A 12,644-nucleotide genomic window follows, 5' to 3' on the forward strand; every position below is an offset into this window, starting at 1 on the left:
GCTGCTGGATCGGGCGACGCCGGCACTGCGGGATTACGCGATGCCAGAGCGGCCGGATCAGGCAACGGCGGCCCAGGAGACGGCGAGCCAAGGGGAGGGGAAGACGACGACAGCCGCGACGGTGGCGCGAGGGAGGACGAGGGCGGCGGCGGAGAGGAAGTCAGCGGCCCAACGGCGGAGGGCGGTGCAAGGGAAGAGGGCGGCTGCGCGAATGAAGACGGCGGCAGCGTAGGGACGGACGGCGATGAGGGAGGCGCGGGAGGTGGTGTGGAAGGAGACGCCGAGGCCTGAGGTGGCTTGATGGGCTGTGATGGGAGGGAGCCGGCGGCGGCCAGGCGGCGGCCCTGGGCGTCGAAGACCAGGAGGGCGCCGTCGAGGACTTCGGCCAGGTCGCGGGCCACGTCTTCTACGCCGCCGCCTCGGAGGACCACGGTGGTCAGGCGGTCGTGGGCTGCGGCGGCTCGTTCCACGGCCTCGTTGGCGGTGGAGAGCTCGGCCAGGGCTGCCCGGGTTTCCGTCAGGAGGCGGGCCGCGTCGATGGCCACGGCGGCGTGGGCGGCCAGGGAGACGAGCAGGGCCACTTCCTCGCGGGCGAAAGGGCGCTCCGTGCGGTTGGCGGCGAAGAGGACGCCGATGACTTCGGCGCCGAGCTTCAGGGGTACGCCGAGGATGGCCACCAGGCCCTCGTCGGCCACGCCCCTGTCGATGTCGGTCCTGTGCTCGAAGCGGGGGTCGCCGGCGTAGTTGGCCGTCGCGTAGGGGGTGCCGGTCAGGGCTACCAGGCCGCCCAGGCCCGCGCCCGGTGCTAGGCGGAGGCCCTGGAAGCTGGCCGCTACCGAGCCGTCGGTGATGCGCATGTACGTGTCGCCGCGGATGGCGTCGTTCAGCGTCATGTAGGACACGTCGGCGTTGAGCAGCGTGCGGGCGCGGTGCACGATCGCGCGCAGCACGGCGTCGAGGTCGCGGAGGCCGGCCAGGTCGCCGGCCGTGTCGTACAGGGCGGACAGTTCCTCCTCGCGCCGGCGGCGGCGTTCGAGCATCGCGCGGACCTGGAGGGCGCGCAGCTTCACCCGCTCCAGCTCGGCGACCTCCGCAGCGGACGCGCCCGCCGCCCGCGCCGCGGCGACGGGCTGCTCGAAGTCGGCGGGCGGTGCCTCGCGCGCGAGGAGGTCGAAGAACGCGAGAAGGTCGAAGGACGCGATGAGGTCGGTGGGCGCCGAAGGGCGGGAAGGAGGTGGCATGTTCAATGCGCGGTCCAGCCGCCGTCCAGGGGGATCGACGCGCCGGTGATCATGCTGGCCGCGGGGGTGCACAGGAAGGCCACCGTCTCGGCCACCTCCTCGGGTTCGATGAGGCGCTTGATCGCCGCGCGGGAGAGCATCACCTTTTCGATCACCTCGTTCTCCGAGATGCCGTGGTGGCGGGCCTGGTCCTCGATCTGCTTGTCGACCAGGGGCGTGCGGACGAAGGCCGGGTTCACGCAGTTCGACGTGACCCCGTGCTCGGCGCCCTCCAGGGCCACCGTCTTCGACAGGCCTTCCAGGGCGTGCTTCGCCGTCACGTACGCGGCCTTGAACGGCGACGCGATCAGCCCGTGCACCGACGAGATGTTGACGACGCGGCCCCAACTTCGCCCGTACATGTGCGGCAGGACCCGGCGGACCAGCCGGAACGGCGCCTCCACCATGACCGTCTGCAGATAGGCGAACCGCTCCGGCGGGAACTCGGGCAGCGGGGCCACGTGCTGGAGCCCGGCGTTGTTGACCAGCACGTCCACCTCCGCCGGGAGCCCGTCGACCGCGCCGTCCTCGGCGAGATCGGCGACCGCGGCCGTGCCGTTGATCTCGCTCGCCACCTTTTCCGCGGCCGTCGCGTCCACGTCGACGACCACGACGTGCGCGCCGGCGGCCGCGAGTCGCACCGCGCAGGCACGGCCGATGCCGCTTCCGCCGCCGGTCACCATCGCGGTACGCCCCTGAAGGTCGAGCCCGACCACCTCTGCCGTCGTCATGATGACGAACTTACGACGTGCGCACACCACACCACATGTTCGACGCCGACATAACCGAGCCCGCCACTATGGCTCGACCACACAAGGATGGAGTGGAGGGGAGACAGAAAGGGAACGCACGTGTAGCGCCCCGAAGGGAGTGGGTAACCCGCTCCCAGGGAGGTGTGTCATGGAAGAACCAGCCGGCACACTGACGCCGCTCAGCGAGAGTGGTCAGACCATCGCCGACCCCGCGCAGGACGTCCGGGGCCGGGACGTCGTCGACAGCGACGGGGAGAGTGTGGGCACCGTCGCCGATCTGCTGGTGGATCCCGATCAGGGCACGGTGCGCTTCCTGCGGGTGGAGCACGGCGGCCTGCTCGGTTTCGGGGCCTCCTCGTCCTTCGTGCCGGTCGAGGCCGTCACCCGGGTGACCGATGAGCAGGTGGTCGTCGGGTCGGGGCGGGACCGGATCGCGGGCGCGCCCCGATACGATCCGGACCTCGCCGACCAGCACGACTACTACGAGCAGGTGTACGGGCACTACGGCTACCCGCCGTTCTGGGCGCCCGGCTACATCTACCCTGGATTCCCGATCGGGCGATAGATCGGTCGGCGACGGGTCGGCCGGTGGACCGCTCGGTCAGGCCGCCGGCGCGGCGTGGCGGGTGTGCTCGCGGTCCGAATGGTCGGCGATCAGCGGCCCCACGTCCAGGATCAGGGCGATCTCCCCGTTGCCCAGGATGGTCGAGCCGCTGATGCAGCGGACCCGGCTGAACAGGACGCCCAGCGGCTTGATCACCGTTTGGAGCTCGCCCAGCAGGCTGTCCACCACCAGGCCCGTGCGCTGGCCGGACTGCTCGACGATCACCACGTTCTGGCGGCGGGCCGGTGGGCCGGGCAGCTGGAAGAGCTGCTTGAGCCGGATGAACGGCAGCACCTCGCCGCGCAGGTTCATGCAGTCGCGGCTCAGCGGGCCCGGCGGCAGCTCCACGCACTCGGTGACCCGGTCGAGCGGGACGATGAACGACGACGAGCCCACGCCGACCAGGAAGCCGTCGATGATCGCCAGGGTCAGCGGCAGGCGGATGCGGATGGTCGTGCCGATGCCGCGCGTCGAATCCATCTCGATGGTGCCGCGCAGCGCCGTCACGTTGCGTTTCACCACGTCCATGCCGACGCCCCGGCCGGACAGGTTCGAGACCGTCTCCGCCGTCGAGAAGCCGGGCTCGAAGATGAGGTTGAAGACCTCCGAGTCGGTCAGCGGCGTCCCGGGCGCCACCAGCCCTCGTTCGATCGCCTTGGCCAGGATGCGGTCGCGGTCGAGGCCCCGGCCGTCGTCCACCACCTCGATCACGATGTTGCCCGCGTCGTGGTAGGCGTTCAGCCGCAGCGTGCCCTGCTGGGCCTTGCCGTGCTTGCGGCGTTCCGCGGCCTGCTCGATGCCGTGGTCCAGGGAGTTGCGCACCAGGTGCAGCAGCGGGTCGCTGATCCGCTCGACCAGCGCCTTGTCCATCTCGGTGTCCGCGCCCGTGATGACCAGCGACACCTCCTTGCCGAGCTCCATGCACACGTCGCGCACCACGCGCTCGAAGCGCCGCAGGGTCGTGCCGATCGGCACCATGCGCAGCGAGAGCGCGCTGTGCCGCACCTCGTCGACCAGCCGCATCACCTCGGCCTGGGCCTCGGACGGCGGGGCCGCGCCGGTGATCCCGATGCTCGACTGGGCGATCACCAGCTCGCCGACCAGGTCGATCAGCTTGTCGAGGCGGCCCGCGTCCACCCGGATCGTGCGGGTGTCGTGCGAGCGGGTCTCGGACGTGCGCCGCTGGCGGGCCAGGGCCGCGTCGACGATGTCGCGCTGCACGATGCCCATCTCGACGAGGATCTCGCCGATCGGCCCGGGCTGCGCGTTGTGGCGTACCGCCCGTTCCTGCTGGATCCGCAGCGCCTCGGCCATCTCCAGCTCGGTGACCGCGCCGCTGGTCACCAGCACGTCGCCGATGCGGTCGTTCTCCGGCATGGCGCGGATGGCGCGCAGATAGACGTCGAGCTCGCTGTCGTCCGGCACGATGCGGATGTCGCTGTCCTCGCGCACGAAGTCGAAGACCGTCTCGATCTCGCTCTTCGGCGCCGCGGTCACCAGCGTGACGTCGAAGCTCAGGTAGCACGACTCCGGGTCCATCTCGGCGGCCGCCGGCAGCCGGTCGGTGCCGGTCACCACGTCGGTCACCTCGCCCAGCGTGGCGAGGTAGCGCAGGAACGACAGCGGATCCATGCCGTTGCGCAGGCAGTCCGGCCCGAAGTTCAGCGCGAGCTGCCACGTCCTCTCCCGCTGCGCGGGCTCGGCCACCTCGGCGGTCCGGTCACCCACCGCCGGGGCCGTTCCCTCCTGCAGGTACGGGGTGAGCGCCTCCAGCAGCCGCATGCCCTCGGCCGCCTCGGCCGCGTCCGGCTCCAGTTGCCCCGCCGACAGGTTCTCGATCTGCGCGGAGATGTGGTCGGCGCACGGCAGCAGCGCGCTGACCAGCCCCGGCGACACGTCCAGCGTGCCGTCGCGCACCGATCCGAGCACGGTCTCGACGACGTGGGTGAACTCGACGAGGTGCCGCAGCCCGAACAGGCCGGACGAGCCCTTGAGGGTGTGCGCCGCCCGGAAGATCGCGTTGACCGTCTCGCCGCCGCCGGGCTGGTCCTCCAGCTCCAGCAGGCCCTCCTCGAGTCCCTGCACGAGGTCGCGCGCCTCGGTCACGAACATGTCGAGGGCTTCGCGCATGTCGTCGTCGAGCGCCATCACAGCTCCAGGCGGGTCAGCGCCAGCACGTCGGTGACGGCCGGGCTCGGGTCGGCGAACTCGACCGGCACGTGCAGCCGTTCGCCCTCGTTGCGGGCCAGCAGCAGCACCTGGAGGCCGGCGGTGTCGATCTCGCCGACCGCGGACAGGTCGACGCGGACGCCGTCGCCCTCGGCCAGCGCGGCGAGGAGGCGCTCGCGGTGCTCGGCCGCGGTCACGATGGTCAGCTCGTCGTCGGCGACGATGCGGCGTACGGTCACGGCTGCACCAGCTTGGCCACCGCGCTGAGCATCTGCTCCGGCTGGAAGGGCTTGGTCACCCACGCCTTCGCGCCGGCCGCCTGCGCCTGCTTCTTCTTGTCCTCCTGCGACTCCGTGGTCAGCATGATGATCGGCGTGAACTTGCAGGCGGGCAGCTTCTTCGCCTCGGCCACAAAGGTGATGCCGTCCATGTTCGGCATGTTCACATCCGAGATGATCAGGTGTACGCGCTGACCGTTCAGCTTGCTCAGCGCGTCCTTGCCGTCGTTCGCGGTGATCACCTCGTACCCCGCGCCCTTGAGGGCGATGCTGACGACCTGCCGCACCGACGCGGAATCGTCCACGATGAGAATGGTCTTGGCCATGGCCGTCTCCTAGAAGAACGTGATTTCGGATTCGCTTACCTTGGCGGCCTTCTGCGAGCTGTGCGCCTGGTGCTCCTCGGCCATCGTGTACTTGGACGACAGGTCGTCGAGCAGCACGCGGGAGTCGAGCGACGCCGCCACCTCGGGGAGGCGGCTGATGTTGTCGCGCAGGTGCTCCAGCATCTGGTTGACCCGGTCCTGGAACTGGAGGCTGACCAGCGAGTCGCTGATCTCGCCGCGGATGCCGATGGCCGCCTGCTCCAGCTCCTGCGACGACTCCTGCATCTGGGTCATCGCGCTGCGCAGGTCGTCGAGGACTCCCTGCACCTCCCCGTTCGCGTGGGCCACCGCGGTCCCCTCGCGCTCGGCGCTCGTCTCGGCCGCGGCCAGCACCGAGTTGATGGCCTCGGCGACCCGGTCGACGTTCTCGACCATGCGGGCACTGGTGTTCTGCGACCGGTCGGCGAGCTGGCGCACCTCCATGGCGACCACGCCGAACGAGGCGCCGACCGCGCCGGCCCGCTGCGCCTCGATGGCCGCGTTGAGGGCGAGCAGGTTGGTCTGCGCGGCGATCCGCGTCACCTCGCCGGACATGCTGCGCAGCTCCTCGTTGAGCCCGAGCAGCGAGTGCAGCTCGTTGAGCGACTCGCGACTGGCGGTCAGCGCCTGGTCGAGCGTGCCGACCACGTCGCCGAGCCGCTCGCGGCTGCGGTCGAACGCGCCGTGCTGGCTCTGGTCCAGCGCGCCGGACGACGAGGCGATCACCGAGTCGAGGTGCTCGACGATGCCGGCGAACGTCTCGGTGAGCTGGCTGATGGCCGTCTCCATCTGGGTGCGCGACGAGTCGATCTGCGCGGACCAGACGGGCGCGACGGTGCCGGCGAACTCGGTGACCTTCTCGGCGTACGCGTCCGGCGGCGCGGGCGCGGCACCCGGTCGTGCGGCCGCCCGGCGGTCCCGGACGAGATATCCGGCCCCGAATCCGGCGGCCAGGGCGATGGCCCCGATGAGTATCTCAGCCATATTGGTGGATCACCTCCGCGATCTGGAGAAGCGGCGACTCGCGGTCCACGGCCCCGAGTTCCACCGCCTCCCGCGGCATTCCGTACACCACGCAGGTCGCCTCGTCCTGCGCCACCGTGAACGCGCCGGCCCGCTTCATCTCCAGCAGCCCGCGCGCGCCGTCGTCGCCCATGCCCGTCATGATCACGCCGAGCGCGTCCGGGCCGGCCGCCTTCGCCACCGAGCGGAAGAGCACGTCCACCGACGGCCGGTGCCGGTTGACCGGCGGCCCGTCGAAGACCCGCACGCGAAACCGGGTGTCCGCGCGCAGCACCTCCAGGTGCCGTCCGCCCGGCGCGACGAGCACGTGCCCGGGCAGCACGGGCTCGCCGTCGGTGGCCTCGCGCACGTGCACACGGCAGGTGGCGTCGAGCCGGGCGGCGAACGCGGCGGTGAACTTCTCGGGCATGTGCTGCACGACCACGACGCCGGGACCGGCGGGGGAGAGCGCGGGCAGCACCTTCTCGAGGGCCTGGGTGCCGCCGGTCGACGTGCCGATCGCCACGATCCGCTCCTCGACGGCCGCCCGTGGGCGCATCCGGGACGGCGGGGCGCCGCCGACCGTGGCGGGGGCCCGCGCGGGAACGGCCCGGGCTCGCCGTACGCCCGCCGCTGCCGCCGCCCGGACCGCCGCGACGATGTCGTCCGCCTCGTCCTCGAGGAACTTCTTGAGCCCCGACTGCGGCTTGGCGATCACCGAGACCGCGCCCGCGGCGAGCGCCTCCATCGAGACCTGGGTGCCGTGCCGGGTCAGCGTCGAGCAGATGACGACCGGCGTCGGCCGTACGTCCATGATCTTGCGAAGGAACGTGAGCCCGTCCATCCGGGGCGTCTCGAGGTCGAGCACCACGACGTCCGGCCAGGACTTGTTCATGTGCTCCATGGCGAAGATCGGGTCGGGCACGGCGCCGGTGACCTCGATGCCGGCGTTCTCCCGCAGGCGCGCGGAGAGCATCTGGCGGACCACCGCCGAGTCGTCGACGATCAGCACCCGGATCATGCCCGCGTCCCGTTCCGGGCGATCGGCTCGAGCGCGCGCATCCAGACGGCGCCGGTCGCGATGTCGAAGATCAGCCGGCGGGCGCCCGTACCGCCGAGGTCGCGGACGCTGAGCCGGAAGCCGTACTTCTCCAGCAGCGAGATGCCGGCCTGGATGTTGTTGCCGGCGACGTCGAGCGGGGCGGGCACGCGCAGGTGCGGGAACTGCTCGCCGCCACCGAACATCTTCACCTCGTACTGCTGCGGGGTGGTGTGGTGGTGACGCACGTCGTGCAGGAACCGGCAGATGGCGCCGTCGGCGTAGCGGGCGTCGGGCGGGCCGGCCTCGCGCCGGATCGGCAGCATGTAGTGGCACATGCCGCCGACGCGCAGCTCCGGATGCCACAGCGTGATCGACACGCACGAGCCGAGCACGGTGTGCACGCGGGTGTCGGGCCCACCGAAGTGGTAGTCGCCGGGGTGCAGGAAGACCTCAGGCACGGCCGTCGTCCAGCCGGTAGATCGACGGCTCGACCATGCGCAGCCGCGACGGGATCGCGCTGAGCGACTCGGAGCTGCCGATGATGAGATGGCCGCCCGGGACGAGCTGCTCCTGCAGGCGCGGCACCAGGGTGCGTTTGGTGTCGAGGTCGAAGTAGATCATCACGTTGCGCAGAAAGATGACGTCGAACTTGCCCAGCTCGCGGAAGTCGTGGTTGAGGTTGCGGCAGTGGAACCGCACCTTGGCGCGCAGCTCGCGGGTGACCGTCATCAGGCCCTGGTACTCGTCGCGGCCCTTGAGGCAGTACTGGCGCAGCAGCGGCCGGGGGATCTTCTCGGCCGCGGCGATCGGGTAGAGCGCGGCGCGGGCGGTCTCGACGATCCGGCTGGAGATGTCGGTGCCCACGATCTCCCACGAGTGCGCGGGCAGCGCGTCGGCGAGGACCATCGCCGCGGTGTACGCCTCCTCGCCGGACGAGCTGGCGGCGCTCCACAGCCGGAACGTGCGCCCGGTCTGCCGGTGCGGCAGCACGTGTTTGCGCAGGTACTCGAAGTGCTGCGCCTCGCGGAAGAAGAACGTCTCGTTCGTGGTGAGCAGGTCGATCAGGTGGCGCAGCTCGCCCGGGTCGAGGCGCTGGCGCAGCAGGCGTACGTAGTCGGAGTAGCCGGACAGCCCCAGCGCGCGGATGCGCTTGTCCAGCCGGCTCGAGACCAGCGCCTCCTTGCCCGGGGCGAGCCGGATGCCGCTGTGGTCGTAGAGCAGGCCGGTGATGTACTCGAAGTCGGCCCGGCCGATGGTGCGCGCGTACGCGAGCGGCGCCGTCACGACTCTTCCGCCGGGTGCTGCTGGGCCATCTCGCTCAGCCGGACCATGTCGCTGATCGACAACACGTGGCTGATGTCCAGCAGGATGAGGAAGTCGTCGTCGCGGCGGGCCATCGCGCTGATGTAGTCGGCCCGGATCCCGGCACCGAACGACGGCGCCGGCTCCAGGTCGCCGGCGGAGAGCGTCACGACCTTGCTCGCCGAGTCGACCAGCACGCCGATGTCCTGCCCGCCGGTGACGCCCTTGTCGTCGGGGTCGAGCTCCGCCATCTCGGCGAGCGCCGGATCGTCGACGTGCACGATGATGATGCTGGTGCGGCGCCCGATCTCGGTGCGGCCGCGGCCGAAGCGGATCGCCAGGTCGATGACCGGGACGGCCCGCCCGCGCAGGTTGATGACGCCGCGGATGAACTCCGGCATCATCGGCACCACGGTGAGGGTGCGGTATTCGAGAATCTCCGTCACGTGGAAGATGTCGAGCGCGTACGCCTCGCCGTTGAGCGTGAACGTCAGGTACCGCCCGGCGTCGGTAACCGTGTTCATGCCGCAATTCGATCAGATTGTTTCGGCGCCGCGCGGACGATTGACGACTTAGCACCGAATGCGGCTCGGCGTCCGGTATCCACCCTCGATAGCGGTTCCCTTTTCACCTGATATGGGGACTGTTCCGTCGTTACGATCGCTCCCATGGCCGAGATGTCCCACCGTTCCCGGGGAGGCTTTCGCGACCTCCCGATCGCCTGGAAGCTGCGCGGCCTGGCCGGCGTGGTGTGCGTCCTGCTGGTCGTCATCGGCGCGGTGGGCCTCTATCAGCTGAGCCGCACCCAGGACCGGCTCGCCGATCTCTACAACAGCAACCTGCACGACGTGCGGCTGCTCGGCGAGATCGCCACCGACTACACGGACGTGCGCCTGAAGCTGCGCAACCTGGCCATGGCGAGCGGCGACGCGGCCACCGAGACCGCCCTCGGCAACCTGGACACGTCGATCAACAACCTGGACACGGTGTGGGCGGAGTTCGCCACGTCCGCGCAGGGCGACCCCGACGCGGAGACCTTCGCCACCAACTGGGCCGCGTGGAAGAAGATCGCCGAGGAGCGGCTCCGGCCGCTCGCCACCGCGAGCCGCATCGCCGAGTTCAACTCGGTGATCAGCTCGCAGGTCACGCCGATCTCCACCGCCATCGAGACGGCCGTGAACAACCTCGTCACCAAGGACGACACCGCCGCGAAGCGGTCGCTGGACGACTCGGCCGACGCCTACTCCACCGCGCGCCTCGTGCTGATCATCCTCAGCGTCCTCGCGCTCATCCTCACCTTCACCGTGGTGCAGCTCATCACCAGGGCCGTCGCTCACCCGCTGAAGGAGACCGTCGACGTGCTGACCGCGCTCGCGCAGGGCCGGCTCGACCAGCGCGTCGCGGTCGCCGGGCGGGACGAGGTCGGCCGGATGGGCACGGCGCTCAACAGCGCGCTCGGGCGCCTCGGCGACACCGTCAGCACGGTGGTCGAGTCGGCGAACCAGCTCAACAGCGCGTCGCTCCAGATCAGCGGCGCGTCGCAGAGCCTGTCGCAGGCGGCCACGCAGCAGGCCGCCAGCGTCGAGCAGACCACGGCGAGCATCGAGCAGATGACCGCGGGCATCGCCCAGAACAGCGAGAACGCGGCGGCCACCGAGGGCATCGCCACGACGACGGCGGCCGAGGCTCAGGAGGGCGGCGAGGCGGTGCAGCGCACGGTCGCGGCCATGAAGGAGATCACCAGCAAGATCGGCATCATCGACGACATCGCGTTCCAGACCAACATGCTGGCCCTGAACGCCACGATCGAGGCGGCCCGCGCGGGCGAGCACGGCAAGGGCTTCGCGGTGGTGGCCAGCGAGGTCGGCAAGCTGGCGGAGCGCAGTCAGGTGGCGGCCCAGGAGATCAGCGAGCTCGCCGCGGGCAGCGTGCAGACCGCCGAGCGCGCCGGCGACCTGCTCTCCACGATGATCCCGAACATCATCCGCACGTCCGACCTGGTGCAGGAGATCGCGGCGGCGAGCGGCGAGCAGTCCACCGGCGTACGCCAGATCAACATCGCGATGGGCCAGATCGGCAAGGTCACCGAGCAGACCGCCTCGTCCAGCGAGGAGCTGGCGGCCACCGCCGAGGAGATGTCGGCGCAGACCGCCCAGCTCACCGCCCTGATGGACTTCTTCCACACCGGCGCGGCCCACCATCGGCCCGGCCCCGTTGCCGGCTTCGCCGGTCACGCCGAGCCGCGCGCCTACCAGTCCGGCGGCTGGGAGGCCCCGGCCCCCGCCCTGAGCGGCGCGGCGACCGCCCCGGCCGACCTGGAGTCCAAGTTCGACCGCTTCTAGCCGATCTGCGGCGAGCGGTAGAAGTCGACGCCGCGCGTCTCCCAGCGCGGGTAGTAGGCCCGGATCCGCTCGCGGAACGACTCCCAGTCACGGTGCGGCGACCAGCCCAGCTCGGCGATCGCGGCCAGCCGCGGGAAGGCCATGAACTCGATGTCGTCCAGGTCGCGCAGCGTCTCGGACCACAGCGGCGCCTCGACCCCGAGGATGGCCCGCTCGGCGACGTACGAGGTGGGGTCCCAGTCGTACGCGGTGCGCACCTCGATGTAGCCCGCCCAGCTCAGCCCGAGCGGCGTCGACGGGGTGTACTTCATGTCGAGGTACGCGCGGTTCGCCGGCGAGAGGACCACCTTGGACGCGTGCCGCAGCGTGACCGTCGGCTCGAGGTTCCAGTATTGGAGCACCGCGTCCGCGGCGGCCGGCGCCTGGTCGATCTCGTTCCAGCCGTACGCGGTCTTGCCGTACTTGGCCACCAGCGGCAGCACCCGCTGCTGGAACGCCACGTAGTCGGCCTCGCTGGTCGCGTGCGCCTCGTCGCCGCCGATGTGCAGGTACGGGCCCGGCGTCAGCGCGGCCAGCTCGCGGATCACGTCCTCGGCGAAACGGTACGTGACCTCCTTGCCGATGCAGAGCGAGCTGTACCCCACGGCCGTGTCGGTGCGCGGCGGCGGCGCGACCCCGTCGCAGGTCAGCTCCGGGTACGCGACCTGTGCCGCGTTGACGTGCCCGGGCATGTCGATCTCGGGCACGATCGTCACGTACCGCTCGGCGGCGTAGCGGACCAGGTCGCGGTAGCCGGCCTTGGTCAGGTAGCCGCCGCCCACCCCGTCGACGCCGGTGCCCGGCGCGCCGCCGACCGCCGTCAGCCGCGGCCACGAGTCGATCTGGATGCGCCAGCCCTGGTCGTCCGAGAGGTGCAGGTGCAGGTGGTTGACCTTGAACCGGCTGATCTCGTCGATGTACCGCTTCACCTCGGCCGGCGTGTGGAAGTGCCGCGCCAGGTCGAGCATCGCCCCGCGATAGGCGAACCGCGGCCGGTCGACGATCTCGCCGCCGGCGACGAGCCACCGCGCCCGCTGCGGGGTCGCCGCGTCGATCGCGGGCGGCAGCAGCTGCCGCAGCGTCTGCACCCCGGCGAAGAGCCCGGCGTTGTCGCCGGCGCTGATGGCGATCTCGTCCCGGCCGACCGTGAGGCGGTACCCGTCCCGGTGGCCGGTGCGCAGCGAGATCTTCCGCGACGAGGAGCGCTCCACGATGGGCAGCCGATAGCCCGTCGCGGGCCGCAGCGCCTCGGCGAGCCGCTCGGCGACGTTGCGCGATCCGCGCGGCGCCTCGATGACCGTGCGATCGGTGAGCCGGAACGCCGTCCCGCCCGGCCGCACCTCCGACGGCGCCGGGATGACACTGCCCAGCGCGACCGCCGCCTTCTCGGCGGGCGCCTGGGCGGTGGTCAGCGGCAGGGCGAGCGCGAGCAGGGCGGTGGCAACGATGCGCATTCCTCGACCATAGAT

13 protein-coding genes are annotated in these 12,644 nt (G+C 71.0%); 2 read left to right on the forward strand and 11 right to left on the reverse strand.

Annotated features, from left to right (window positions below):
• Both Ade02nite_RS15205 and Ade02nite_RS15210 read right to left on the reverse strand, forming a co-directional pair.
• Nucleotides 1-1,241: GAF domain-containing protein (locus Ade02nite_RS15205; protein ID WP_203762629.1), on the reverse strand; the 1,241-nt coding region annotated here is incomplete at its 3' end.
• 2 nt (nt 1,242-1,243) lie between these two features.
• Complete coding sequence (locus Ade02nite_RS15210) at nt 1,244-2,011, reverse strand: 3-hydroxybutyrate dehydrogenase (protein WP_203762632.1); 768 nt, start codon at nt 2,009-2,011, stop codon at nt 1,244-1,246.
• A gap of 169 nt (nt 2,012-2,180) precedes the next feature.
• Here Ade02nite_RS15210 and Ade02nite_RS15215 point away from each other — a divergent pair, with 169 nt between their 5' ends.
• On the forward strand, nt 2,181-2,597 hold the full coding sequence (locus Ade02nite_RS15215) for a PRC-barrel domain-containing protein (RefSeq protein WP_203762635.1): 417 nt from the start codon (nt 2,181-2,183) through the stop codon (nt 2,595-2,597).
• 36 nt (nt 2,598-2,633) lie between these two features.
• On the opposite strand, the gene Ade02nite_RS15220 is transcribed toward Ade02nite_RS15215, so the two are convergent.
• The 8 genes from Ade02nite_RS15220 to Ade02nite_RS15255 are packed head-to-tail and all read right to left on the reverse strand — an operon-like array spanning nt 2,634 to nt 9,318.
• Nucleotides 2,634-4,784, reverse strand: a complete 2,151-nt coding sequence (locus Ade02nite_RS15220) for a chemotaxis protein CheA (protein WP_203762638.1) — start codon at nt 4,782-4,784, stop codon at nt 2,634-2,636.
• Nucleotides 4,784-5,044, reverse strand: a complete 261-nt coding sequence (locus tag Ade02nite_RS15225) for an STAS domain-containing protein (RefSeq protein ID WP_203762641.1) — start codon at nt 5,042-5,044, stop codon at nt 4,784-4,786. Before Ade02nite_RS15225 ends, Ade02nite_RS15220 begins: the two co-directional genes overlap by 1 nt.
• Complete coding sequence (locus Ade02nite_RS15230) at nt 5,041-5,409, reverse strand: response regulator (protein ID WP_203762644.1); 369 nt, start codon at nt 5,407-5,409, stop codon at nt 5,041-5,043. Before Ade02nite_RS15230 ends, Ade02nite_RS15225 begins: the two co-directional genes overlap by 4 nt.
• 9 nt (nt 5,410-5,418) lie before the next feature.
• Nucleotides 5,419-6,432, reverse strand: coding sequence for a methyl-accepting chemotaxis protein (locus Ade02nite_RS15235; protein WP_203762647.1), 1,014 nt, complete (start codon nt 6,430-6,432; stop codon nt 5,419-5,421).
• Complete coding sequence (locus tag Ade02nite_RS15240) at nt 6,425-7,471, reverse strand: protein-glutamate methylesterase/protein-glutamine glutaminase (protein ID WP_203762650.1); 1,047 nt, start codon at nt 7,469-7,471, stop codon at nt 6,425-6,427. The genes Ade02nite_RS15235 and Ade02nite_RS15240 overlap by 8 nt, the downstream gene beginning before the upstream one ends.
• Entirely contained in the window at nt 7,468-7,950 is a 483-nt protein-coding gene (locus Ade02nite_RS15245; protein ID WP_203762653.1) for a chemotaxis protein CheD, read from the reverse strand. Before Ade02nite_RS15245 ends, Ade02nite_RS15240 begins: the two co-directional genes overlap by 4 nt.
• Nucleotides 7,943-8,776: a CheR family methyltransferase gene (locus Ade02nite_RS15250; protein WP_203762655.1), complete on the reverse strand. Its 834-nt coding sequence runs from the start codon at nt 8,774-8,776 to the stop codon at nt 7,943-7,945. Before Ade02nite_RS15250 ends, Ade02nite_RS15245 begins: the two co-directional genes overlap by 8 nt.
• Nucleotides 8,773-9,318, reverse strand: a complete 546-nt coding sequence (locus Ade02nite_RS15255; RefSeq protein ID WP_203762658.1) for a chemotaxis protein CheW — start codon at nt 9,316-9,318, stop codon at nt 8,773-8,775. The genes Ade02nite_RS15250 and Ade02nite_RS15255 overlap by 4 nt, the downstream gene beginning before the upstream one ends.
• A gap of 144 nt (nt 9,319-9,462) precedes the next feature.
• Here Ade02nite_RS15255 and Ade02nite_RS15260 point away from each other — a divergent pair, with 144 nt between their 5' ends.
• Nucleotides 9,463-11,136, forward strand: coding sequence for a methyl-accepting chemotaxis protein (locus Ade02nite_RS15260; RefSeq protein ID WP_203762661.1), 1,674 nt, complete (start codon nt 9,463-9,465; stop codon nt 11,134-11,136).
• On the opposite strand, the gene Ade02nite_RS15265 is transcribed toward Ade02nite_RS15260, so the two are convergent.
• Complete coding sequence (locus tag Ade02nite_RS15265; protein WP_203762664.1) at nt 11,133-12,629, reverse strand: beta-N-acetylhexosaminidase; 1,497 nt, start codon at nt 12,627-12,629, stop codon at nt 11,133-11,135. The genes Ade02nite_RS15260 and Ade02nite_RS15265 overlap by 4 nt on opposite strands.
• Between the last annotated feature and the right edge of the window lie 15 nt (nt 12,630-12,644).

The organism is Paractinoplanes deccanensis, from assembly GCF_016862115.1.
In the GTDB taxonomy this organism is placed as follows: Bacteria; Actinomycetota; Actinomycetes; order Mycobacteriales; family Micromonosporaceae; genus Actinoplanes; species Actinoplanes deccanensis.